Raw genomic sequence first — 26,974 nt, 5'->3', positions numbered from 1 at the left:
TGGATCCGGGGCGTCACGAGATGCCCAGCTGGTTGTCGATGAGGTCGAAGATCTCGTCGTGCGAGGCGGACTCGATGTGGTCCGCGGTGACTTGTCCGGCGGGTTCGGTGGCTTCGAGGCGGGCCAGCACCTCGCGCAGCCGTTGGGAGAGCCGGTCGCGGTCGGGGGCGTCCGGCGCGAGGCCGGCGACCAGTTCCGCGAACCGGTCCAGCTCCACGAGGGGCGCGGACGCCTTGGCCGGGGCCGGCCGGCCGGTGGTGGCCGCGAGGTGGCGGGCCAGTACGTCGGGGGTGGGGTGGTCGAAGACCATGCCCGCCGGCAGCCGTACGCCGGTCGCGGACGACAGCCGGTTGCGCAGCTCGACGCCGGTGAGGGAGTCGAAGCCGAGTTCCTTGAACGCCCGGGTGGGCTGGACCAGTTCGGGCGAGGGGTGGCCGAGGACGGCCGCCGCGTGGCCGCGCACCAGGTCCAGCAGCGCGGCGTGGGCGTCCGCCTCGGACAGCCCGGCGAGCCGTTCGGCGAGGCCCGCGGCCCGGCCGCCGCCGTCGCCGTTCGCCGCGGCGGCCCGCCTGCGCGGCGCCCGGACCAGTCCGCTGAGCAGCGCCGGTACGTCCTGCCCACCGCCGGCGCGCAGCGCGGCGGTGTCCAGTCGCGCGGCCAGCAGATAGGCGTCCTCGGAGCGGAGGGCCGCGTCGAAGAGGGCCAGCCCTTCCTCGGAGGTCAGGGGGGTGACGCCGCTGCGGCTCATGCGCCGCAGGTCCACGTCGCCGAGATGGCCGGTCATGCCGCTGCGTTCCTCCCACATGCCCCAGCCGATGGAGAGGCCCGGCAGGCCCTCGGCGCGGCGGCGTTCGGCGAGCGCGTCCAGGGCGGCGTTGGCGGCCGCGTAGTTGGCCTGCCCGCCACCGCCGAGCAGGGCCGCGGCGGAGGAGAACAGGACGAAGGCGGCGAGGTCGTGGTCCCGGGTCAGCTCGTGCAGGTTCACCGCCGCGTCCGTCTTCGGACGCAGTACGCGCTCCAACTGGCCTGCGGTGAGGGAGGAGACCACGGCGTCGTCGAGCACACCGGCGGCGTGCACCACGAACGTCAGCGGGTGCTCCGCCGGTATGCCGGCCAGGACCTCGGCGAGCCGGTCGCGGTCGGCGGCGTCGCAGGCGACGACGCTCACCTCCGCGCCGAGCGCGGCCAGTTCGTCGCACAGCTCGGCCGCGCCGGGGGCGTCGGGGCCGCCGCGGCTGGTCAGCAGCAGGTGCCGCATCCCGTGTTCGGTGACGAGGTGACGGGCCACCAGGCGGCCGAGGGTGCCGGTGCCGCCGGTGATCAGGGCGGTGCCGTCGGGGTTCGGGGCGGTGGGCGGCAGCAGCACGTTCTTGCCGGTGTGCCGGGCCTGGCCGACGTACCGGAACGCCCCGGGGGCCCGCCGTACGTCCCAGCAGGTGAGCGGCAGCGGGGTGAGCGTGCCCTGCCGGAACAGGTCGAGGATCAGGTCGAGCGTCCGCGCGATCCGCTCCGGGCCCGCCTCCGCCAGGTCGTACGCCCGGTAGTGGACCCCGGGGTGGGCGGCGGCCACGGTGTCGGCGTCGCGGATGTCGGTCTTGCCCATCTCCAGGAAACGCCCGCCCCGCGGCAGCAGCCGCAGGGAGGCGTCGACGAACTCCCGTGCCAGGCAGTCCAGTACGACGTCGGCGCCGCGTCCGCCGGTCGCGTCGAGGAAGCGGTCGGCGAAGTCGAGGGTGCGGGAGGAGGCGATGTGGGCGTCGTCGAGGCCGAGGCCGCGCAGGACGTCCCACTTTCCGGGGCTCGCGGTGCCGTACACCTCGGCCCCGGCGTGCCGGGCGAGCTGGACGGCGGCCATGCCGACACCGCCGGCCGCGGAGTGCACCACGACCGTCTCGCCCGCCTTCAGGCCGCCGAGGTCGAACAGGCCGTAGTGGGCGGTGAGGAAGGCGATGGGCACGGTGGCGGCCCGGGCGTAGGACCAGCCGGGCGGTATCGGGGCGAGGGTGCGCCGGTCGGCGACCGCGACGGGGCCGAAGGCGCCGCCGAAGACACCGAACACGCGGTCGCCGGGGGCGAGGTCGGTCACGCCGGGGCCGGTCTCCAGGACGGTGCCCGCCCCTTCGCTGCCGAGGATCCGCTGGTCGGGGGCGAGGCCGAGGCAGACCGCGATGTCCCGGAAGTTCAGGCCGGCGGCGCGGACGGCCACCCGGACCTCGCCGGGGGCCAGCGGGGCAGCCGCCTCCGGGGACGGTACGAGCGCGAGGGCGTCGAGGCTTCCCTCACCGGTGGTGTCCAGCCGCCAGACCGCTTCGCCGGCCGGGGGTGTCAGCGTGCCGGGCCGCCCTGCCCGGGCCAGCCGGGGTACGAGCGGGTTCCCCGCGCGGGCGGCGAGCTGGGGTTCCCGTGTGGCGAGGGCGAGGCCGAGCAGGTGGGGCAGGGCGTCCGCCGAGTCGGCGGTGTCGTCCAGGTCCAGCAGGACGAAGCGGTCCGGGTGTTCGGTCTGGGCGGCCCGGACCAGTCCCCAGGCGGCGGCCTGTGCCGGGTCGGCGGGGTGTCCGCCGGGCCCGGTCGCGACCGCGTGGCGGGTGACGACCACGAGGGGGGCGTCGCCGGAGCGGGGGTCGGACGGCCACCGCTGGACGACGGCGAGGGTGGCGGTCGCGGTGTCCCGGACGCGGGCGGCCTCGTCGGGGCCGGTGGCGGTGGGGCAGGTCCAGACGACCGCCGTGGGCTGTGCGCCGGAGCCGGTGTCGTCGAGGTCCGCCCAGCCGGTGAGCGGGGCGGTGGCCGCGGCGCCGGGGGCCGGTGTCCAGTCCAGGCGGTACAGGCCGTCCCGGCCCGCCACGGCCGCCGCCAGCAGGTCCGGGGACAGCGGGCGCAGCACCAGCGACTCGGCGGACAGCACCGGCTGCCCGGTCGGGTCCCAGGCGTCCAGGCTCACGGCGTCGGGCCCGGCCGGGCCGATCCGGACGCGCAGTGCGGCGGCCCCGGTGGCGTGGGCGGTGACACCGTTCCAGGAGAACGGCAGCCGGGCGGGGCCGGGCCGGTCGTCGAGGAGGGCGGACGCCTGGAGGGCGCCGTCCAGCAGGGCCGGGTGGACGAGGTAACCGTCGGTGTCCGACTGCCGTTCGAGCGCGACCTCGGCGTAGACGTCGGTGCCGTCGCGCCAGGCGGCGCGCAGCCCCTGGAAGGCGGGGCCGTAGCGGTAACCGGCCTCGGCGAAACGGTCGTACACGCCGTCCAGGTCGACCGGCTCGGTGCCGGCCGGCGGCCAGGTGGCGGGCGCGGACGGGCCGTCGGCGCCGTCGCCGGGGGCGAGGGTGCCGGTGGCGTGCGGGGTCCAGTCCGCGCCGGGGTCGGTCTCGGCCCGGGAGTACAGGCCGAGGGTTCGCCTTCCGCTGTCGTCGGGCGGGCCGAGGCGCAGTTGGACGTGAACGGCGTCCCGCTCGGGGAGGATCAACGGGGCCTGGAGGGTCAGTTCGTCGACGAGGGCGCTGTCGGCCTCGTCGGCGGCGCGCAGGGCGAGTTCCAGGAAGGCGGTGCCGGGGAGCAGGTTCGTCCCGGAGACGACATGGTCGGCCAGCCACGGGTGGGTCCGGGTCGACAGCCGCCCGGTGAGCACCCGCTCCCCCGAATCGGCCAGGTCCACGGCGGCCGCCAGCAGCGGGTGGTCCGTGGCGCCCAGCCCGGCGGCGGCCACGTCTCCGGTGCGGACGGGGGCGTCGAGCCAGTAGCGGGTGCGCTGGAAGGCGTAGGTCGGCAGGTCCACCGGCCGGCTCGTGCGGCCGAGGTCGTGTCCGCAAAGTCCCGTCGTCCGCCCGGAGGGCGGGCCCTGCGGCGTCTGGTGCGTGCTCTCGGCGTGCCGGTCGTAGGCCCTCGTACTGGACGTACTTGGGTCTGCGCCCGGTGCGGCGAGTGGGGGCACCCCCTGCTCGAAGAGCTTGGGGGAGCGTGCCAGGCGTCGCGGGGCAGACGGGACTTCGGGGACACGGCCGAGGGCCGCGGGCCAGTCGACGGGCACGCCCTGGACGTGGGCCTCGCCCAGCGACAGCAGCAGCCGGTCCCGGCCTCCGTCGTCCCGGCGCAGCGAGCCGACGACCACACCCGTGACGGCGCCGTCCTCCAGCACCTCCTGGACGGCCGGGGCGAGCACGGGGTGCGGGCTCGACTCGACGAAGGTGGTGAACCCGGCACCGGTCAGGGCCCGGACGGCGGGCTCGAACTCGACCGTGCCCCGCAGGTTGCGGAACCAGTAGTCGGCGGTGAGTTCGGGCCCCTCGATCCAGTCGGCCTCCAGGGTGGAGAACATCCGGGTGCCTGCCGTGGCGGGGGTGATGTCGGCGAGGACGTCGAGGAGTTCGGCGCGCAGGGGGTCCATTTCGGCGGAGTGGGACGCGTAGTCGACCTCGATGCGGCGGGCGCGTACGCCGTCCTTCTCGCACCAGGCGAGGAGTTCCGCCAGGGCCGCCGCCTCGCCCGCGACCACGGTGGAGCGCGGGCCGTTCACGGCGGCGACCGAGATCTTCTCGCCCCAGCCGGACAGCAGCTCGCGGGTGCGGTCTGCGGGCAGCGCCACCGAGGCCATGCCGCCGTGTCCGGCGACGGCGCGCAGCAGCCTGCTGCGCAGGGCGACGACCTTGGCGCCGTCCTCCAGGGTGAGCGCCCCGGCGACGACCGCCGCCGCGATCTCGCCCTGGCTGTGGCCGAGTACGGCGTCCGGTTCGACACCGCAGGACCGCCAGGTCTCGGCCAGCGACACCATGACGGCCCAGAGCGCGGGCTGGACCACGTCCACCCGCTCCAGGTCCGTGGCGGAGGCCAGGACCCCGGTCAGGGACCAGTCGACGTGCGGGGCGAGGGCGCGTTCGCAGGCGGCCATGCGGGCGGCGAAGACCGGCGAGGAGTCGAGCAGGTCCAGTGCCATGCCGGTCCACTGGGCGCCCTGGCCGGGGAAGACGAACACGGTGCGCCCGACGGCGGTCGCGGTGCCCCGGGCCACGGTGGCGAGGGGTGCGTCGGCCGCCAGGGCCCGCAGTCCGGCGGTCAGTTGCTCGCGGTCGCCGACGAGAACGGCTCGGTGGTCGTGCCGGGTGCGGGTGGTGGCGAGGGCCAGGCCGATGGCGGCGGCGCCGTGTTCGGGGTGGGCGTCGATGTGGTCGGCGAGCCGTTCGGCCTGGGCGCGCAGCGCTTCGGGGGTGTGACCGGACAGGACCCAGGGGACGGCGGGTCCCTCGGGGGGCGCGGGCTGCGCGACGTCCTCTTCGACGTGCTCCAGCACCAGGTGGGCGTTGGTGCCGCTCATACCGAAGGAGGAGACTCCGGCGCGGCGGGGCCGGTCGGGGCCGGCGGGCCAGGAGCGCTCCTCGGTGAGCAGTTCCACCGCGCCGGAGGACCAGTCGACCTGCGGGGTCGGCGCGTCCACGTGCAGCGTCCGGGGCAGCACCCCGTGGCGCATCGCCTCCACCATCTTGATGACACCGCCCACGCCGGCGGCCGCCGAGGTGTGTCCGATGTTCGACTTCAACGACCCCAGCCACACCGGCTCTTCACGGTCCTGACCATAGGTGGCCAGCACCGCCTGCGCCTCGATCGGGTCCCCGAGCCGGGTTCCGGTGCCGTGCGCCTCGACGACGTCCACGTCACCGGGTGAGAGCCGGGCGTCGGCGAGCGCAGCGCGGATCACACGCTGCTGCGAGGGACCGTTGGGCGCGGTGAGCCCGTTGCTGGCGCCGTCCTGGTTGACCGCGCTGCCCCGCACGAGGGCCAGCACCCGGTGGCCGTTGCGGCGGGCGTCGGACAACCGCTCCAGCAGCACCATGCCCACGCCCTCGCCGAAGCCGACGCCGTCGGCGGCCGCGGCAAAGGGTTTGGAGCGGCCGTCGGAGGCCAGGCCGCGCTGGCGGCTGAACTCGACGAACAGTTCGGGGCTGGACATGACGGTGACACCCCCGGCCAGGGCGAGTCCGCACTCGCCGGAGCGCAGCGCACGCACCGCGAGATGCAGGGCGACCAGCGAGGACGAGCACGCCGTGTCGACGGTCACCGCCGGCCCCTCCAGGCCCAGGACGTAGGCGACGCGGCCGGAGACGACACTGCCCGAGTTGCCGGCACCGAGGAAGCCCTCGACCTCCTCGGGGATGTGAGGCAGGAGCCGGGCCGCGTAGTCCTGGTGCATGACGCCGACGAAGACGCCGGTCGCGGTGGAGCGCAGGGTCGCCGGGTCGATGCCCGCGCGCTCCAGCGTCTCCCAGGAGGTCTCCAGCAGGAGCCGCTGCTGCGGGTCCATCGCGAGGGCCTCGCGGGGCGAGATGCCGAAGAAGCCCGCGTCGAACTCCGCCGCGTCGTACAGGAAGCCGCCTTCGCGCGCGTACGAGGTGCCGTGGCGTTCGCTGTCGGGGTCGTAGAGGGCGTCCAGGTCCCAGCCGCGGTCGGCCGGGAAGGCGGCGATGCCGTCGGTGCCGGAGGAGACCAGGTTCCACAGGTCCTCGGGCGAGCGGACGCCGCCGGGATAGCGGCAGCCCATGGCGACGACGGCGATCGGGTCCTCGTCGGTCGCCGCTCCCCCGCCGCCGGCGGCCGGGACGGAGGTGGACACGCGGCCGGTGTCCGCGCCGAGCAGTTCGCCGCCGAGGTGGGCCGCGAGGACCTCGGGGGTCGGGTGGTCGAAGACGAGGGTGGCGGGCAGCCGCAGTCCGGTGGCGTTGCCGAGGCGGTTGCGGAGGTCGACGGCGGCGAGCGAGTCGAAGCCGAGGTCCCGGAAGGCGCGGCCCGCCTCGACGGCCTCGGGCGACGGGTGGCCGAGTACGGCGGCCACCTGCCCCCGGACCAGGTCGAGGAGTTCGCGGCGGCGGCCGGGGGCGTCAAGGGCGGCGAGCCGCTCGGCCAGGGGCCCGCGGTCACCGTCACCGTCGGTGGCGGAGGCCAGGGCGGCCTGGCGGCGGGCGGGCAGCCGGACCACGCCGTGCAGCAGCCGGGGTACGGGCTCGCTCTCGGCGCGGGCGCGCAGCGCGGCCGTGTCCAGCCTGAGGGCCACCAGCAGCGGTTCGTCGACGGTGAGCGCGGAGTCGAGAAGAGCGAGGCCCTGCGTGTCGGTCAGGGGCGGCAGGCCCGAGCGGGCGATACGGCGGACCTCGTCGTCGCCGAGGTGCCCGGTCATGGCGCTGCGCCGCTCCCACAGCGTCCAGGCGACGGACCGACCGGCCAGGCCCTGGGCCCGGCGGTGGTGGGCCAGGGCGTCCAGGAAGGCGTTGGCGGCGGCGTAGTTGCCCTGTCCGGGGCCGCCGAAGGTACCGGCGGCGGAGGAGAAGAGCACGAACGCCGCGAGGTCCATGTCGGCGGTGAGCCGGTGCAGGTTGAGTGCCGCGTCGGTCTTGGGCCGCAGGACGGCGTCGACCCGCTCGGGGGTGAGCGAGGAGACGACGCCGTCGTCGAGCACTCCGGCGGCGTGGACGACGGCGGTCAGCGGGTGCCCGACGGGTATGTCGGCCAGGACCTCGGCGAGCCGCTCCGCGTCGGCCGCGTCGCAGGCGACGACGCTCACCTGCGCGCCGAGCGCGGCCAGTTCGTCGCGCAGCCCGTCCGCACCGGGGGCGTCCGGGCCGCCGCGGCTGGTCAGCAGCAGGTGCCGTACGCCGTGTGCGGTGACGAGGTGACGGGCGACGCGGGCGCCGAGCAGACCGGTGCCGCCGGTGATCAGAACGGTGCCGTCGGGGTCCAGGGGCGGGGCCGCGTCGTCGTCCTGTACGGGGATCCTGGCCAGCCTGGGGACGAGGACCTCGGAGCCGCGCACCGCGAACTGCGTCTCGCCGGTGGCGGTGAGCACGGCGGCGAGGGCGGCCGGCAGGTCGGCGTCCGGGTCGAGGTCGACGAGGTGGAGGCGGTCCGGGTGCTCGGTCTGTGCGGAGCGCACCAGCCCCCACACCGCGCTGTGCGGCAGGTTCGGTACGTCCTCGCCGGGCCGGGCGGCGATCGCGCCCCGGGTGACGAGGACGAGCCGTGCCCCGGTGAACCGGTCGTCGGCGAGCCAGTCCTGGACGAGGGCGAGGGCGTCGTGCACCGCGGTACGGGTGGTGTCGGCGAGCTCGTCGGCCCGGTCGTCCGGGGCCGCGCCGAGGTCGGCGAGGACGAACTCGGGCAGTGGCCCGTCGGTGTCCCGGAGCGCGGCGAGGTCCGCGTGGTGGGCGACTCCGGGGGTGTCTTCGGTGGGGCCGAGGACCGCCCAGGACGCCGCCGTGGGGCCGGGCACCGGGCGGACCGGCGTCCAGTCGAGGCGGAACAGGGAGTCGTGGTGGCGTCCGGCGGCCGGAGCCGTGAAGTTCCCGGCGCCGACCGGCCGCAGGGCCAGGCCCGCCACGGTCAGGACCGGCCGTCCGGCCTGGTCGAGGGCGCGCAGTGTCACCGTGTCGGGACCGGCGGGGGTGATGCGCATCCGCAGACCGGTCGCGCCCTGCGCGTGGAGGACTGCCCCGTTCCAGACGAACGGCATCCGGCCCTCGGCGGCCTCGCCGAGGCCGGTCGCGTGCAGGGCGCCGTCGAGGAGCGCGGGATGCAGCCCGAACCGTGCGGCCTCGGCCTGCAGCTCCGACGGCAGGCTCGCTTCCGCGAACACCTCCTCCCCCAGCCGCCACGCCGCACGCAGCCCCTGGAACGCCGGCCCGTACGCGAAGCCGCCCTCCGCGAAGCGCTCGTACAGCCCGTCCAGTTCCACGGGGACCGCGCCGGCCGGCGGCCACACCGCGGGATCGCCCGGGGCCGCCTCCTCGGCGGCGGGACTCAGCAGCCCCCGGGCGTGGCACGTCCACGGCACGTCGTCGATGCCGTCCGGGCGGGCGTGCAGGCTCAGCGGGCGACGCCCGTCCCGGTCGGGGGCGCCGACGGCGAGTTGTACGGCGACGCCGCCCTCCGGGGGCAGGACGAGCGGGGCCTCCAGGGTGAGTTCCTCAACCTGGCCGCAGCCGACCTGGTCGCCCGCGCGGACCGCCAGCTCCAGGAAGGCGGTGCCGGGCAGCAGGGCGGCGTCACGGACGGCGTGGTCGGCGAGCCAGGGGTGGGTGCGGGTGGCGAGACGGCCGGTGAGGAGCAGTCCGTCCCCGTCGGCGAGGGCGACGACCGCGCCGAGCAGGGGGTGGTCGGCGGCGGCGAGCCCGGCCGAGGCCATGTCGCCCTGGGGCGCGGCGGAGTCCTCCAGCCAGTACCGGCGGCGCTGGAACGCGTAGGTCGGCAGGTCGGCCCGGCGGGTGCGCCATCCGGCGTAGGCGGCACGCCAGTCGACGCGTACGCCGTGGACGTACAGCTCGCCGACGGCGGCGAGGAACCTGGCCCGGCCGCCGTCGTCGCGGCGCAGCGTGCCGATGACCACGGCCTCGTCGGCCCCGGCCGCCCTGGCGGTCTCCTCCATCGGGACGGTGAGCACCGGATGGGGGCTGACCTCGACGAGGACGTGGTGGCCGGCGGCCAGCAGGGCGCGGGTGGTCTGTTCGAACTCGACGGTCCGGCGCAGGTTGCGGTACCAGTAGCCGGCGTCGAGGCCGGTGGTGTCGAGCGGTTCGGCGGTGACGGTCGAGTAGAAGGGGATGTCGCAGGGGCGGGGGGTGATGTCGGCCAGCAGCCGGAGCAGTTCGTCGTGGATGCGCTCGACGTGGGCGCTGTGCGAGGCGTAGTCGACGGGGATCCGCCGGACTCTGAGGTCGCGGGCGGTGAGCCGGTCGATCAGGTCGTCCAGCGCCGACCGGTCGCCGGAGACGACCACGGAGGCGGGCCCGTTGACGGCCGCGACGGACAGCCGGCCGTCCCCGTCGCTCAGCAGGGCGCGGACCTCGTCGACCGGCAGCGGCACGGACGCCATGCCGCCGGCCCCGGCGAGCGCGACGATGGCCCTGCTGCGCAGCGCGACGACCTTGGCGCCGTCCTCCAGGGACAGCGCCCCGGCGACCACGGCGGCGGCGATCTCGCCCTGGCTGTGCCCGGCGACCGCGGACGGCTCGACACCGTACGACTGCCACAGCGCGGCCAGCGACACCATCACGGCCCACAGCGCGGGCTGGACCACGTCGACACGGTCCAGCGGCGGGGTGCCGGGAGCGTCGCGCAGTACGTCGGTCAGGGACCAGTCGGTGTGGGGGGCCAGGGCACGTGCGCAGTCGGCGATCCGCTCCGCGAAGACGGGGGCGGTGTCGAGGAGTTCGGCTGCCATGCCGGTCCACTGCGAGCCCTGGCCGGGGAAGACGAACACGGTGTCGGCTCCGGGGGTGCCGGTCCCGCGGACCAGTCCGGGCTCCGGGGTGTCCTCGGCCAGGGCCCTCAGGCCGCGCAGGAACCCCTCCTCGTCGGCGGCGACCACGACGGCACGGTGTTCGAGGGCGGCCCGGGTGGTGGCCAGGGCGTGGCCGATGTCGAGGGGCCGCTGACCGGGGTGCGTGTCGAGGTGGGCGGCGAGACGGCGGGCCTGGGCGCGCAGGGCCTCGCGGCTGCGGGCGGAGACGGACCAGGGCAGGGCGGTCGGGAGGCCGGGTTCGTCGGCCGTGCCGGACGGGTCGGCCTCGCCCTCGGGGGCCGAGTCCGGCTCGGTGCCCGCCTGTTCGAGGACGATGTGCCCGTTGGTGCCGCTGATCCCGAAGGACGACACGGACGCGCGGCGCGGGGCGCCGGTCTCCGGCCAGGCGACGGCCTCGGTGACGAGTTCCACGGCGCCGGCCGACCAGTCGACGGTGGGGGTGCGCCGCTCGGCGTGCAAGGTGGGCGGCACGGTGCCGTGGCGCATCGCCATGACCATCTTGATGATGCCGCCGACGCCTGCGGCGGCCTGGGTGTGCCCCAGGTTGGACTTCAGCGAGCCCAGCAGCAACGGCCGGTCGGCGGGCCGGTCCTGGCCATACGTGGCCAGCAGGGCCTGTGCCTCGATGGGGTCGCCGAGTGGCGTACCGGTGCCGTGTGCCTCGACCACGTCGACGTCGGCGGGGGTGAGCCCGGCGTCGGCGAGCGCCCGTCGGATGACCCGCTGCTGGGCGGGCCCGTTGGGGGCGGTCAGGCGGCTGCTCGCGCCGTCCTGGTTGACGGCGGTGCCGCGTACCAGGGCGAGCACGGGGTGACCGTTGCGGCGGGCGTCGGAGAGCCGCTCCAGCAGGAGCATGCCGACGCCCTCGCCCCAGCCGGTGCCGTCGGCCCCGGCGGCGAAGGACTTGCAGCGACCGTCGGCGGCGAGCCCGCCCTGTCGGCTCATCTCGACGAACGGCACCGGTGTCGACATGATCATGGCGCCACCGGCCAGCGCCAGCCCGCACTCCCCCCGGCGCAGCGCCTGCGCGGCCAGGTGGAGGGCGACGAGGGAGGAGGAGCACGCGGTGTCGACGGTGACCGCCGGGCCCTCCAGGCCGAAGGTGTAGGAGAGCCGGCCGGAGGCGACGCTGTCGGAATTCCCGTTGCCGATGTACCCCTGGATGTCGTCGGGGACCTGGCGCAGCCGCAGTCCGTAGTCCTGGTACATCACGCCGACGAAGACCCCGGTGTCGCTGCCGCGCAGCGCGCCCGGGTCGAGGCCCGCTCGTTCGAAGGCCTCCCAGGTGGTCTCCAGCAGCAGCCGCTGCTGCGGGTCCATGGCGAGCGCCTCACGGGGCGAGATGCCGAAGAAGCCGGGGTCGAAGTCGGCGGCGCCGGTGAGGAATCCGCCCTCGGCGGCGTACGTCGTGCCCGGGCGCTCCCGGGTGGGGTCGTACAGGGCGCCGAGGTCCCAGCCCCGGTCGGCGGGGAAGGCGTCGACCGCGTCGGTGCCGGAGGCGACGAGCTGCCACAGCTTCTCCGGGGAGTCGACCCCGCCCGGATAGCGGCAGCCCATGCCGACGATGGCCACGGGCTCCTGCTGCCGGCCCTCGACCTCCTGGAGCCGCCGCCGGGTGCGGTGCAGGTCGGCCGCGACCCGCTTGAGGTAGTCGCGGAGCTTGTCGTCGTTGAGCGTGCCGTCAGTCACTGTGCACCGTCACCTTCGGGGCCTTCGTGCGGGAGGGGCCGGGCGTGGGGAGCCGCCGTCGCGCGGATGGGGGCAGGGGGTTCACGACATGCCGAGTTCGTTGTCGATGAACTCGAAGAGCTCGTCGTCGCTGGCCGTGTCCATCCGCTCCTCCAAGCGGTCCTCGGCCGCGGCACCGGTGTCCGGGCGCAGCCTGCCGATGAGTTCCTGGAGCCGGTTGATCAGCTCGGGGGTGGCCGTGCCGCTGTCCAGGGCGCCTTCGAGGCGGCCGAGTTCGGCCAGTCCCGCGGTGTCGGCGGCGGGGTCGGGGCCGGTGTCCTCGATGGCCAGCTCGACGGCCAGCTGGCGGGCGACGGCACCGGACGTGGGGTGGTCGAAGAGCAGGGTGGCGGGCAGCCTCAGGCCGGTGGCGGCGCCGAGCCGGTTGCGCAGTTCGACGGCGGTGAGCGAGTCGAAGCCGAGTTCCAGCAGTCCGCGTTCGGCGTCGACCGAGGCGGGGCCGGGGAAGCCGAGCACGATGGCGGCGTGCCCGCGCACCAGGTCGAGCAGGGTGCGCAGCCGCCGGTGCTCGGGCTGTCCGGCGAGGGTGCGCCGGAGGGTGTCGGCCGCGTCCGGTGCCGCCTCGCCGGCCGCCGCGCTGCGGCGCGCCGCCGGGCGTACGAGTCCACGCAGCAGGGCGGGGACTCCGTCGGCGCCGCTCTGGGCGGCCAGGGCGGTGGTGTCGAGGCGCAGGGGCAGGACGACGGGTTCGCTGGAGGCGTTGGCCGTGTCGAAGAGGGCGGCGCCCTCGGCCGGGGAGAAGGCGATGATGCCGCCCCGGGCGATGCGCCGGAAGTCCGCCTCGTCGAGACCTCCGCTCATGCCGCCCTTGTTGGCCCACAGGCCCCAGGCGAGGGACGCGGCGGGCAGGCCGCGCTGCCGGCGGTGGTGGGCGAGCGCGTCCAGGAAGGAGTTGGCGGCCGCGTAGTTGCCCTGGCCCATGCCGCCGAAGACACCGGCGATGGAGGAGAACACGACGAACGCGGACAGGTCCATGCCCTCGGTCAGCTCGTGCAGGTTCCAGGCCGCGTCGACCTTGGGCCGCAGGACGGTGTCCAGCCGGACGGGTGTCATCGCGTCGACGACGCCGTCCGCGATCGTGCCCGCGGCGTGCACCACGGCGGTCAGCGACTGGTCCTCGGGCAGCGCGCCGAGCAGCCGGGCCAACGCGTCCCGGTCGGCGGCGTCACAGGCCACGATCTCCGCGTGGGCGCCGAGTGCGGCGAGTTCGACGACCAGGTCGGCGGCGCCCTCGGCGGCAGGGCCCCGGCGGCTGGTGAGCAGCAGGCGCTTCACACCGTGCTCGGCCGCCAGGTGCCGGGCGAGGACGGAGCCGATGGCGCCGGTGCCGCCGGTGATCAGCACCGTGCCGGGGCGTCCCCAGTCGGGTGTCCCGGGCTGTTCGGTGACGGGCACCTTGGTCAGCCGGGCGATGTGCGTCCGGCCCTCACGCAGGGCGAGTTGGGGTTCGCCACTGGCTACGGCGGCGACGAGCGCGTCCTCGGAGGCGTCGTCGAGGTCGGCGAGGACGAAACGGCCCGGGTTCTCGGTCTGCGCGGACCGCACCAGCCCCCACACGGCGGCGTGGGCCAGGTCCTGTGCGACCCCGTCGGCGCTCACCGGGACGCCGCCCCGGGTGACGAGCACCAGCTTGGCGTCGGCGAACGTGTCGTCGGCCAGCCACTCCTGTACGAGGGTGAGAGTGTGCCCGGTGACGTGCCGTACCGCGTCGGGCTGCCCGAGTCCGGCCGGAGCGGCGGGGACGTGCGCGAGGACGACCGTGGGCGGAGCCACTCCCCCGGCTTCCCCGGCGATCTCGCGGGACAGCGCTTCCAGGCCGGTGGCGGAGCGGGTGATGCCGTGGGCCGCCCAGTCGGGTGCCTCGGGTCCGATGACGGCCCAGCCGTCGGAGTCGGCGGCGGCCGGCCGGGACAGCGTGGGCCATTCGACGCGGTACAGGTCGTCGTGGTGCGCGGTCCGGGCGGCGCGTACCTGGTCGGGGTTGACCGGGCGGAGCACCAGGGAGCGGATGGAGACGACCGGTTGTCCGGCCGTGTCGGTGGCCTGGACGGAGACCGCGTTGTTGCCCGCGGGGGTCAGTCGGATGCGCAGGGCGCGGGCCCCGGAGGCGTGCAGGCGTATGCCGTTCCAGGAGAACGGCAGCCACCCCTGGTCGGTCCCTTCGAGGACACCGAAGATCAGCGCGTGCAGGGCGCTGTCGAGGAGCGCGGGGTGCAGCCCGAACTTCGCGGCCTCGGCCTGCTGTTCGGGCGGCAGGCTCGCCTCCGCGTACACGTCGTCGCCGAGCCGCCACACCTCGCGCAGCCCCTGGAAGGCGGGCCCGTATCCAAAGCCGCCCTCCGCGAACCGCTCGTACAGCCCGTCGATCCGCACGGGCTGCGCGCCCGTCGGCGGCCAGGTCACGGAGTCGGCCGGTTCCGTCTCGTCGGCGGCGGGAACGAGCAGCCCCCGGGCGTGGCAGGTCCAGCCCATGTCGTCCGTGTCTCCCGGGCGGGTGTGGACGCTGAGCGGGCGGGCGCCGGTGGAGTCCGGGGCGCCGACGGTCAGTTGCAGTGCCACCGAGCCCTGTGCGGGGATCACCAGCGGGGTTTCCAGGGTGAGTTCCTCGACCTGGCCGCAGCCGACCTGGTCGCCGGCCCGGACCGCCAGTTCCAGCAGGGCGGTGGCGGGGAACAGGGCGGTGCCGAAGACACCGTGGTCGGCCAGCCAGGGGTGGGTGCGTACGGAGAGCCTGCTGGTGAACAGGACTCCGTCGGTGTCGGCGAGCGGGACGGCGGCGCCGAGCAGCGGGTGGTCCGCCGGCAGGAGCCCAGCGGCGGCCATGCCTCCGGATGCCGCGGTGGCCTCCAGCCAGTAGCGCTCGCGCTGGAAGGCGTAGGTGGGCAGTTCGACCTGGCCGCCCCTGCCGGTGGCTTCCAGGACCGTGGGCCAGTCGACGGCGGTGCCCCGGACGTACAGCTGGGCGAGGGCGTCGGTGAGAGCCCGGGTCTCGGTGCGGTCCTTGCGCAGCAGCGGCACGAGGGGGCCGGCGGCGGACGGGTCCACCGGGTCGTCGGAGCCGATGGGGTCGGCTTCGGCGAAGCAGTCGCGTCCCATGGCGGTCAGCGAGCCGTCGGGGCCCAGTTCGAGGTAGGTGACGGCGCCCTCGGCGGCGAGCCGCCGCATGCCGTCGTGGAAGCGCACCGCCTCACGGACGTGCCGCACCCAGTACTCGGGCGATCCCAGCTGCTCGGGGGTGGCGAGTTCGCCGGTGACGTCGGAGACCAGCGGGATGCGCGGCGCCCGGTAGTCCAGGCTCTCGGCGACCCGCCGGAACTCGTCGAGCATGGCGTCCATGTGCGGCGAGTGGAAGGCGTGGCTGACGGTGAGCCGACGGGCCTTGCCGCCCCGGTCGCGCCACTGTTCGGCGAGGTCGAGGACGGCGTCCTCGTCGCCGGAGACGACGACGGAGGCCGGCCCGTTGACGGCGGCCACCGCGACGCGGCCGTCGTAGGGGGCCAGGAGCGCCGTGGCATCCGCCTCGGACGCGGTGAGCGCGACCATGGCGCCGCCCTCGGGCAGTGCCTGCATCAGCCGGCCCCGGGCCGCGACCAGCGCGGCGGCGTCGGGCGCGGTGAAGACCCCCGCGACGTGGGCGGCGGCCAGTACGCCGATGGAGTGGCCGAGCAGCAGGTCCGGTACCACGCCCCAGTGCTCGACCAGCCGGAAGAGGGCGACTTCGACGGCGAAGAGCGCGGGCTGCGTGTACTCCGTACGGTCCAGGAGGGCCGCCGCGTCCGAACCGGCCGGGGCGAAGACGACCTCGCGCAGCGGGCGGTCGAGCAGCGGGTCCAGTTCGGCACAGATCTCGTCGAAGGCGTCCGCGAACACGGGGTACCGGGCGTACAGTTCGGCGCCCATCGCGGCGCGCTGGCTGCCCTGTCCGGCGAAGAGGAAGGCGACCTTCCCCGCCACGGCCGTGCCCTGGGTGACGCCGGGCGCGCTTCCGCCGGTGGCGAGTGCCTTCAGTCCGCCGGTCAGGGCCTCGCGGCTGTCGCCCACGACGGCGCCCCGGTACTCGAAGGCGCTGCGGCCGGTGGCCAGGGTGTGCGCGATGTCGGCCGGGCGCAGGCCGGGCCGGGCGTCGGTGTGCTCCAGCAGCCGCTGGGCCTGGGCGCGCAGCGCGGCCCGGCTGCGGGCCGACAGCAGCCACGGCAGGACGGTCCCGTCGTCAGCGGCGTCATCACCGGCCTCGTCCAGGCCGTCCGGGGCGTACTCGTCCGGTACGTGTTCCAGGATCGTGTGCGCGTTGGTGCCGCTCACGCCGAAGGAGGAGATGCCGGCGCGGCGCGGGTGGCCGTTGTCCGGCCACGGGGTGTCCTCGGTGAGCAGCGACACGGCGCCCGCCGACCAGTCGACGAACGGGGTCGGCGCGTCGACGTGGAGGGTGCGCGGCAGGACTCCGTGCCGCATGGCCAGCACCATCTTCTGCAGGCCCGCGATACCGGCGGCGGCCTGGGCGTGTCCCATGTTGGACTTGAGGGAGCCGAGGAGCAGCGGCCGGTCGGCGGGCCGGTCCTGGCCGTACGTCGCCAGCAGTGCCTGCGCCTCGATCGGGTCGCCGAGCCGGGTGCCCGTACCGTGCGCCTCCACCGCGTCGACGTCCGCGCTATTCAGCCCGGCGGAGGCGAGTGCCTGCCGGATGACGCGCTGCTGGGAGGGTCCGTTGGGGGCGGTGAGGCCGTTGCTGGCGCCGTCCTGGTTGACGGCCGAGCCGCGGACCAGGGCGAGCACCGGGTGGCCGTTGCGGCGGGCGTCGGACAGCCGTTCCAGTACGACCAGGCCGGCGCCCTCGGCCCAGGCGGTGCCGTCGGCGGCCTCGGCGAAGGGCTTGCAGCGGCCGTCGGCGGCGAGCCCTCGCTGCCTGCTGAACTCGATGAACGCGCCGGGGGTGGACATCACCGTGACACCGCCCGCGAGGGCGAGCGTGCACTCGCCGGAGCGCAGGGCCTGGGCCGCGAGGTGCACGGCGACCAGGGAGGACGAGCAGGCCGTGTCCACGGTGACCGCCGGGCCCTCCAGGCCGAAGGTGTAGGAGATCCGGCCGGAGGCGACGCTGCCCGCGCTGCCGATGCCGAGGTAGCCCTCGGTCTCCTCGGTGGGCTCCTGGACGCGGGAGCCGTAGTCGCGGTAGCTGGACCCGACGAAGACGCCGGCCCTGCTGCCCTTCAGTGACGCCGGGTCGATACCGGCCCGTTCGAAGGCCTCCCAGGAGATCTCCAGGAGCAGCCGCTGCTGCGGGTCGATCGACAGCGCCTCACGCGGGGAGATCCCGAAGAACGCGGGGTCGAAGTGGTCGGCGTCGTGCAGGAATCCGCCCTCGCGGGCGTAGGTCCGGCCGATCTTCTCCGGGTCCGGGTCGTACAGCTCGTCGAGGTCCCAGCCACGGCCGGTGGGGAACTCGGTGATGGCGTCGGCGCCCGAGGACACCAGCCGCCACAGCTCCTCCGGGGTGGTGACACCGCCGGGGTAGCGGCAGCTCATCGAGACGACGGCGATGGCGTCGTCGTCGACGACCGGCATGGCCGGCGAGTCGGGCACCACCGGGGCGGATGTCGACACCGGTGCCGTGCCGCCCAGTTCGGACCGTACGTGGTCCACCAGGGCGGTGACGGTGGGGTGGTCGAAGACCAGGGTCACCGACAGACGCAGCCCGGTGACCTCGGAGAGGCGGTTGCGCAGGTCGACCGCGGTGAGCGAGTCGAAGCCGAGGTCCTTGAAGACACGGTCGGGGTCGACGTCGGCGGGGTCGGGGTAGCCGAGGACGGCGGCGACCTCGGTGCGGATCAGCCGGACCAGTTCCTCCTGCCGCTCCTGTACGGACAGGGCGGCGAGGCGTCCGGCGAGGGAGTCCGCCCCGGTGTCCTGCCCGTCGGCCCCGGCGGCGGCCAGGATGTCGCGGGCCTCGGGCAGTTCGCGCAGGACGGCGCTGGGCCGCAGCGCGGTGTAGGCGGGGGCGAACCGGTCCCAGGCGAAGTCGCAGAGGATCAACCTGTTCTCGCCCTGTTCCACGGCCTGTTCGAGGGCGGTGACGGCCAGTTCCGGGTCCATCGGCGGGATGCCGTTGCGTACGAGCTGTTCGCGGGCGGAGTTGGCGGCGCTGTCCCCCGCCCACAGGCCCCAGGCCACGGCGGTGGCCGGAAGGCCGAGTGAGCGCCGGTGCTCGGCGAGGGCGTCGAGGTAGGCGTTGGCGGCGGCGTAGCTGCCCTGGCCGGTGCCGCCGAGGGTGCCGGCGAGCGAGGAGAACAGGACGAACGCGCTGAGGTCCAGGTCGCGGGTGAGGGCGTCCAGGTTGCGGGCGGCGTCCATCTTGGGGCGCAGGACTCCGGCGGCCCGTTCGGGGGTGAGGGTGTCGAGGACGCCGTCGTCGAGGACACCGGCGGCGTGCACGACGGCGCGCAGGGGGCGGTCGTCGGGGATGCCGGCGAGGAGGGCGGCGAGCGCGTCGCGGTCGGCGGCGTCACAGGCGGCGACCCTCGCCTCGGCGCCCAGGTCGGCGAGTTCGGCGACGAGTTCGGCGGCACCGGGGGTGTCGGGGCCCCGTCGGCCGGTGAGCAGCAGGTGCCGGGTGCCGGAGCGGGCGAGCCTGCGGGCGACATGGGCGCCGAGGGCGCCGGTGCCGCCGGTGATCAGTACGGTGCCGTCCGGTTTCCAGGCGACCGGGGCCGTCTCGTCGCCGGGCAGGGCCCTTACCAGCCTGCGGCCGTAGATCCCCGAGGGCCGGATCGCGACCTGGTCCTCGCCGTCGAGGCCGGCCAGTACGGCAGCGAGCCGGCCGCCGGAGCGGTCGTCGAGGTCGGCCGGCAGGTCGACCAGTCCGGCCCAGCGTTCCGGGTACTCCACGCCGGCCACGGCGCCGAGTCCCCACAGGGTCGCCTGGGCGGGTGCGGTGAGGGCGTCGGAGCGGCCGACGGACACCGCGCCGCAGGTGACGGACCACAGGGGGGCGTTGATCCCGGCGTCGCCGAGCGCCTGGAGGAGGGTGGTGGTGAGGGCGAGCCCGGTCGGCAGAGCCGTCCCGTCGGTGTACGGCTGCTCGGCGAGGGCGAGCAGCGAGAGCACGCCGCCGTCCGGGGCGGCCGCGGCGCCCAGCCGGGCGGCGAGCGCGGCCCGGTCGTTGTCGGCGGCGCCGATCTCGACCGGTACGGCCAGGGCGCCGTGCCGTTCGAGGGCCCGCAGCGCGCCCGTCACCATGGGGTGCGTGGCCGCGTCGGCCGGTACGACGACCCACCAGGTGCCGGTGAGGGCGGGGGTGCCGGGGGCGGGGTGCAGGGTCTTGTAGGTGACGCGGTAGCGCCAGCCGTCGATGGCGGTGCGGCTGCGACGGCCGCGCTGCCAGTCGGCGAGCGCGGGGAGGACTCCGCCCAGGGAGGTGCGGACGCTGTCGTCCTCGTCGGGCAGGTTCAGCGCGGTGGCGACGGCGGTGAGGTCGCCTCGCTCGACGGCGTCCCAGAAGGCGGTGTCGCCGGGCCGGTCCGCGCCCGGCGCCCCGGCGGCGGTGCCGGCGGCCGTGGCGGTGGGCTCCAGCCAGTACCGCTGCCGCTGGAAGGCGTAGGTGGGCAGTTCGACGGGTCGGGCGTCGGCGCCCGCGAACACGGCGGACCAGTCGACGGGGACGCCGTGGACGTGCGGTGCGGCCAGGGCGGTCAGGAACCGGTCGGGGCCGCCGTCGTCGGTGAGGAGGGTGCCGGTGACCCGGCCGGTGACGTCCGCGGCCTCCAGGCTCCGTTCGATCCAGACGGTCAGCACCGGGTGCGGGCCGGTCTCGACGAAGGTGTCGTGGCCGTCCTCGATCAGCGCGGCGACGGTCCGGTGGAACTCGACGGGCTCACGGAGGTTGCGGTACCAGTACTCGGTGTCCAGGGTCGTGGTGTCAACGACGCCCCCGGTCACGGTGGAGTAGAAGGCGATGTCGGTGCGGCGCGGCGCGACACCGGCGAGCGCGTCCAGGAGTTCCCCGCGCACCTCGTCGACCTGGGGCGAGTGTCCGGCGAAGGTGACGCCCGGGATCGTCCAGCGCATCACGCCGTCCTCGGACAGCCGCTCGCCGAACTCCTCCAGGGCCTCGGGGTCACCGGAGACGGTCACGGCGGCGGGCCCGTTGACGGCGGCGACGGACAGCTTCCCCGCCCAGGGCGCGAGCCGTTCGCGTACCTCCTCGTCGGGGAGGGCGACGAAGAGCATCGTGCCCCGGCCGACCAGCGCGGTGAGGATCTGGCTGCGCCGCGCGACGATCCTGGCGCCGTCCTCCAGGGTCAGCGCCCCCGCCACGACGGCGGCGGCGATCTCGCCCTGGCTGTGCCCGACGACGGCCGAGGGCTCGACGCCGTACGACCGCCAGAGCGCGGCCAGCGACACCATCATGGAGAACAGCACCGGCTGGACCACGTCCACCCGGTCCAGTGGCGGGCTGTCGGGGGCGGCCCGCAGCACGTCCGTCAACGACCAGTCCAGGTACGGCGACAGGGCGCGCTCGCACTCGGCGATCCGCTCCGCGAAGACGGGCGCGGAGTCCAGCAGCCCGACCGCCATGCCGACCCACTGCGAGCCCTGGCCGGGGAAGACGAAGACGGTACGGCCCGGGGTGGCCGCGGTGCCGCGCACCACGGCGGGGTCGTTCTCTCCGGCGGCGAGCGCGGCCAGGCCGGTGAGCAGGGTGGCCCGGTCGGCGCCGACGACGACGGCACGGTGCTCGAAGGCGGACCTGGCGGTGGCCAGGGTGAGGCCGACGTCGTGGGGCCGCAGTTCCGGACGGTCCGTCAGATGGGTGTGGAGTCGCGCGGCCTGCTCGCGCAGCGCTTCCGGGGTCCGGCCGGAGAGCAGCCACGGCACGGCGGTCCCGGGGGCGTTGCCCTCGGGCGCCTCCCCGGGCTCCTCGTCGTACGGCTCCTCGATGATCACGTGGGCGTTGGTGCCGCTGAGCCCGAAGGAGGAGACGCCGGCGCGGCGCGGGTGGCCGCCCCGGGTCCACGGCCGGGACTCCGTCAGGAGTTCCACGGCGCCCACGGACCAGTCGACGTTGGGGGTCGGCACCTCGGCGTGCAGGGTGCGGGGCAGTAGTTCGTGGCGCATCGCCTGGACCATCTTGATGATCCCGGCGACGCCGGCGGCGGCCTGGCTGTGCCCGATGTTGGACTTCAGCGAGCCGAGCAGCAGCGGCCGGTCCGCGGGGCGGTCCTGCCCGTACGTCGCGAGCAGCGCCTGCGCCTCGATCGGGTCGCCGAGCCGGGTGCCCGTACCGTGCGCCTCGACGACGTCGACCTCGGCCGGGGGCACGCCCGCGCCGGCCAGCGCGCTGCGGATGACCCGCTGCTGCGCCAGGCCGCTGGGGGCGGTCAGCCCGTTGCTGGCCCCGTCCTGGTTGACGGCCGAGCCCCGCACGAGGGCGAGCACACGGTGGCCGTTGCGGCGGGCGTCGGACAGCCGCTCCAGGAGCAGCAGTCCGACGCCTTCGGCCATGCCGAAGCCGTCGGCGTCGGCGCCGAAGGACTTGCAGCGGCCGTCCGCGGCGAGACCGCGCTGTCTGCTGAAGCCGGTGAAGGACAGCGGGGTGCCCATGACGGTCACACCGCCCGCGAGCGCCAGGGAGCACTCGCCGGAGCGCAGGGCCTGGGCCGCCAGGTGGACGGCGACCAGCGAGGACGAGCAGGCCGTGTCGACGGTGACCGCCGGTCCTTCGAGGCCGAGGGTGTAGGCGATCCGGCCGGACAGGATGCTGGTGGAGATACCGGCGATGAGGTGTCCCTCCACCTCCTCGGGTACGTCGCTCAGGCCGCCGTAGCCCTGGTAGGCGGCGCCGGCGAACACGCCGACCTGTCCGCCGCGCAGGGAGGCGGGGTCGATGCCGGCCCGCTCCAGGGCCTCCCAGGAGGTCTCCAGGAGCAGCCGCTGCTGCGGGTCCATGGCCAGCGCCTCGCGCGGCGAGATCCCGAAGAAGGCGGGGTCGAACTGCCCGGCGTCGTAGAGGAATCCGCCTTCGGAGCTGTAGGTCGTGCCGGGCCGGTCGGGGTCGGTGTCGTAGAGGCCGTCCAGGTCCCAGCCGCGGTCCGCGGGCAGTGCGGAGATGACGTCCCGGCCCTCGGCGACGAGCCGCCAGAGGTCCTCGGGGGTGCGGACGTCGCCGGGGTAGCGGCAGCTCATGCCGACGATGGCGATCGGGTCGTCGGCGTCGGCGGGCACATGGGCGGGCACGGCCGGCCCGGTCGGGGCGGCGGTGTCGGGGCCGAGGAGTTCTTCGCGCAGATGCCGGGCGAGCGCGTCGGCCGAGGCGTAGTCGAAGAGGACGGTGAGCGGGAGCCGCAGACCGGTGGCGGCGTTGAGCCGGTTGCGCATCTCCACGGCGGTCAGCGAGTCGAAGCCCAGCTCGCGGAAGGCGCGTTCGGGGGCGATGGCGTCTGCGGAGCCGTGGCCGAGCACGGCGGCCGCGTGGCCGCGTACGAGGTCGGTGAGCAGGCGGTCGCGGTCGGCGGGGGGCAGGTCCGCGATGCGGTCGCGCAGCGAGGAGGCGGTGTCGTCGCCGTCCTGGGCGGGCGCGGTCTCCTCGGCGAGCGCGCGGCGGACCTCGGGCAGGTCGCCGATGAGCGGGCTGGGCCGGGCCGAGGTGAACACGGGCGCGAAGCGGTCCCAGTCGACGGCGGTGACGAGGACGACGGTCTCGTCGTCGGTCAGGACCTGCTGGAGCCCGGTGAGTGCGACCTGGGGGGCCATGAAGGGGATGCCCCGGCCGCGCAGTTGCTCCTCGACGAGGTTGGCGGCCATGCCCGCGCCGCCCTCGGGGTCCCAGATGCCCCACACCACGGAGGTGGCGGTGCGGCCCCGGGCCCGGCGCCGGTCCGCGAGCGCGTCGAGGTGGGCGTTGGCGGCGGCGTAGGCGCCGTGGTCGCCGCTGCCCCAGACGCCGGAGATGGAGGAGAACAGGACGAAGGTGTCCAGGTCGTCCCGGTCGAAGACGGCGTCGAGGTTCTCCGCGCCGGCGACCTTGGCGTAGAGGGTGTCGGCGAACTCGTCGGGGTCGGTGTCGGACAGCGGCACGAGCAGGCCCGTGCCGGCGGCGTGGATGACGGTCCTGATCGGGGGGCCGTCCTGTTCGAGCCCGGCCACCAGTTCGGCGAGCCGGTCGCGGTCGGCGACGTCGCAGGCGGCGACGGTGACCCGGGTGCCGAGCGCGGTCAGTTCGGCGGTGAGGTCGGCCGCGCCGGGGGTGTCGGCGCCCCGGCGGCCGACCAGGACGAGGTGCTCGGCGCCGCCCTTGGCCAGCCAGCGCGCGAGGTGCGCGCCGACGCCGCCGGTGCCGCCGGTGACCAGGACCGTGCCGCGCGGCTGCCAGGCGTCCGCGCGGGCGGGGTCGGCGGGCCGGGCGCGGACCAGCCGTCGGCCGTACGCGCCGGAGGGGCGTACGGCGACCTGGTCCTCGTCGTCCCGGCCGGCCAGGATGCCGCACAGCCGGGCGGCGGCCCGCTCGTCGAGCGTGTCGGGCAGGTCGACCAGACCGCCCCAGCGCTGCGGGTGCTCCAGTGCGGCACACCGGCCGAGGCCCCAGACCATGTGCTGTCCGGGACTGGTCACCGCGTCGTCGCGGCCCGTCGTGACCGCTCCCCGGGTGGCGCACCAGAGCGGGGCGGTGACGCCGGCGTCGCCCAGGGCCTGCACGAGCGTCAGGGTGAGCGCGAGGCCGAGGGGAAGGTGGGGGTGGCTCGGGTGGGGGCGCTCGTCGAGGGCGACGAGGGAGAGGACGCCGTGGACGGGGCCGGTGCTCGCCTCGGACAGGTGCGCGGTCAGCGTGGCCCGGTCGGTGTGCGCCTCGGTCAGGACGACGGGCACGGGGACGGCGCCGGCCTCGCGCAGCGCCCGGACCGCGGCTTCCCGCGCCGGGTCGCCCTCCGTGCCGTCGGTGACCGCCACCAGCCAGGTGCCGTTCGGAGCGGCGGCGGTGCGGCCGGCCGGGGCGTCGGCGAGGGGCCGCCAGTCGACCCGGTAGCGCCAGGAGTCCACGGTCGCGCGTTCGTCGCGCCGCCTGCGCCAGTCGGCCAGGGCGGGCAGGACGACCGTCAGCGGATCCTCGGGGCGGACGCCGAGCGTCGTGGTGAGCGCCGGGAGGTCCTGTCCGCCGACGCTCTCCCAGAAGGCGGCGTCCGCCGGGTCGGTGGCGGCGGTGTCCTCGGCGTGGGCCGAAGGCCGTTCCAGCCAGTACCTGCGCCGCTGGAAGGGGTACGTGGGCAGGTCGACGGTGTCGCCCGGGTGCCCGGCGAGCAGGGTGTCCCACTCCGGCGCGAGTCCGCCGGTGTGGGCCTCGGCGAGGGAGAGCAGGAATCGGTCCAGGCCGCCCTGGTCGCGGCGGAGGGTGCCGACGGCGACGGCGTCGGACTCCTCGGCCTCGGCGGTCTGGCTGATGCCCACGGTGAGCACCGGGTGGGCGCTGGACTCGACGAAGAAGCGGAAGCCCTGGGCGAGCAGGGTGCGGGTGGCCTCCTCGAACCGCACGGTCTGCCGCAGGTTGCGGTACCAGTACTCGGCGTCCAGCGCGCCGGAGTCCTGCCAGTTCAGGTCCACGGTGGAGAAGAACGGCACTTGGCCGGTCGTCGGCTCGATGTCCGCGAGGCACTCCAGGAGCCGTTCGCGGATCTCCTCGACGTGCGCGGAGTGGGAGGCGTAGTCGACGGGGATGCGGCGGGCCCGTACGTCCTCGGCCTGCAACTGGGCCACGATGCCGTCGATCGCCTCGGTGTCGCCCGACAGCACGGTGGCGGCCGGGCCGTTGGCGGCGGCGACGGACAGCCGGTCGCCCCACGGGCCGAGATGGCCGGCCAACTCCTCCGGCGGCAGCGGGACGGAGGCCATTCCACCGCGTCCGGCGATGGCCGTGATGGCCTGGCTGCGCAGGGCGACGACCTTTGCGCCGTCCTCCAGGGACAACGCACCCGCCACGACTGCGGCGGCGATCTCGCCCTGGCTGTGGCCGAGCACGGCGTCCGGCTCGACACCGGCCGAGCGCCACAGCGCTGCCAGGGAGACCATGACGGCCCACAGCACGGGCTGGACCACGTCGACGCGTTCCAGGTCGGTGGCGGAGGACAGGACGTCGGTGAGGGACCAGTCGACGTGCGGGGCGAGGGCGCGCTCGCAGTCGGCCATGCGGGCGGCGAACACCGGTGAGGTGTCGAGGAGTTCGAGGGCCATGCCGGTCCACTGGGTCCCCTGGCCGGGGAACACGAACACGGTCCGGCCGGCGGGTCCCGCGAGCCCTCGGACCAGGTTGGCGGCCTCGCCGCCGGTCGCCAGCGCGGTGAGTCCCGTGCGGAATCCCTCGGCGTCGCCCGCGACCACCACGGCGCGGTGTTCGAGCGGCGAGCGGCCGGTGGCGAGGGCGCGGGCGACGGCGCCCGGTATCAAGGCGTCCGCGTCGGCGAGGGCCAGCAGTTGGCGGGCCCGGTCGGTGAGGGCGTCCTCGCCACGGGCGGAGAGGACCCAGGGCACCAGCGGCAGGGGGGTGGCGGTTTCCGGAGCCTCCGGGGTCTCGGCGGACTCCGGTGCCTCCTCCAGGATCACGTGGGCGTTGGTGCCGCTCACGCCGAACCCGGAGACGGCGGCCCGGCGGGGGCGGTCGGGGTCGAAGGCCCAGGGGCGTTCCTCCGTGAGGAGTTCGACCGCGCCCGCCGACCAGTCGACCTGCGGGCTCGGCGCGTCGACGTGCAGGGTCCGGGGCAGCACCTCGTGGCGCAGCGCCTGGACCATCTTGATGACGCCGCCCACCCCGGCGGCGGCCGAGGTGTGCCCGATGTTGGACTTCAGCGAGCCGAGCAGCAGGGGCCGGTCGGCGGGCCGGTCCTGGCCGTACGTCGCGAGCAGCGCCTGCGCCTCGATCGGGTCACCCAGCCGGGTTCCCGTACCGTGCGCCTCCACCGCGTCCACGTCACCCGGCAGCAGCCGGGCGTCCGCCAGCGCCGCCCGGATCACCCGCTGCTGCGAGGGACCGTTCGGCGCCGTCAGACCGTTGCTCGCCCCGTCCTGGTTCACCGCGCTGCCCCGCACCACCGCCAGCACCCGGCGACCGTGGCGGCGCGCGTCCGACAACCGCTCCAGCAGCAGCACACCCACACCCTCGGACCACGAGGTGCCGTCGGCCCCGGCCGCGAAGGCCTTGCAGCGGCCGTCGGGTGCCAGGGCGCGCTGGCGGCTGAACGCGACGAAGGGGTCGGGGTGCGGCATGACGGTGACACCGCACGCGAGGGCGAGGGAGCACTCGCCGGAGCGCAGCGCCCGTATCGCGAGATGCAGGGCGACCAGCGAGGACGAGCACGCGGTGTCGACCGTCACCGCCGGGCCCTCCAGGCCCAGGGTGTAGGAGATCCGGCCGGAGATCACACTGCCGGCGGTGCCGGTGTGGAGCAGGCCCTGGACGTCTGACTGGTCCCGGGAGCCGTCGCCGTAGCCGTTGGTCATGGCGCCGACGAAGACGCCGGTCGCGGTGCCCTTCAGGACCGCCGGGTCGATGCCCGCGCGTTCCAGCGTCTCCCAGGAGGTCTCCAGGAGGAGCCGCTGCTGCGGGTCGGTGGCGAGGGCCTCGCGCGGCGACATGCCGAAGAACGCGGCGTCGAACTCCCCCGCCCGGTGCAGGAATCCGCCGTGCCGGGTGTAGGAGGTGCCCGGCCGGTCGGGGTCCGGGTCGTAGAGGGCGGCCGTGTCCCAGCCCCGGTCGGCCGGCCATTCGGAGATGGCGTCGGTGCCGGAGGACACCATGTCCCACAGCTGCTCGGGGTCGTCGGCGCCACCGGGGTAGCGGCAGCTCATCGAGACGATCGCGATCGGCTCGTGCCTGGCGTCCTCCTCCTCGCGCAGCCGCTGGCGCGCCTGCCCGAGGTCCGCGGTCGCCCGCCTGAGGTACTCAAGAAGCTTCTGTTCGTCCGGCATGTTCGC

General features: G+C 75.4%; 2 protein-coding genes. Both read right to left on the bottom strand.

The genetic code is table 11. From position 1 onward, the window contains the following. Positions 1-13: 13 nt before the first annotated feature. Positions 14-11,962 carry a type I polyketide synthase gene (locus M8J73_RS02595; protein ID WP_249828177.1) on the bottom strand — a complete coding sequence of 3,983 codons (11,949 nt, stop codon included), beginning with the start codon at positions 11,960-11,962 and terminating at the stop codon, positions 14-16. Positions 11,963-12,043: 81 nt separating this feature from the next. Next, positions 12,044-26,968 (bottom strand): type I polyketide synthase, encoded by a 14,925-nt coding sequence (locus M8J73_RS02590; protein ID WP_249828176.1) that lies wholly within the window; start codon positions 26,966-26,968, stop codon positions 12,044-12,046. Between the last annotated feature and the right edge of the window lie 6 nt (positions 26,969-26,974).

It is taken from the genome of Streptomyces neyagawaensis, assembly GCF_023516595.1.
In the GTDB taxonomy this organism is placed as follows: Bacteria; Actinomycetota; Actinomycetes; order Streptomycetales; family Streptomycetaceae; genus Streptomyces; species Streptomyces neyagawaensis.
The sequence above is the reverse complement of the archived record's forward strand: the minus strand, read 5'-3'. Positions and strand labels throughout refer to the sequence as shown.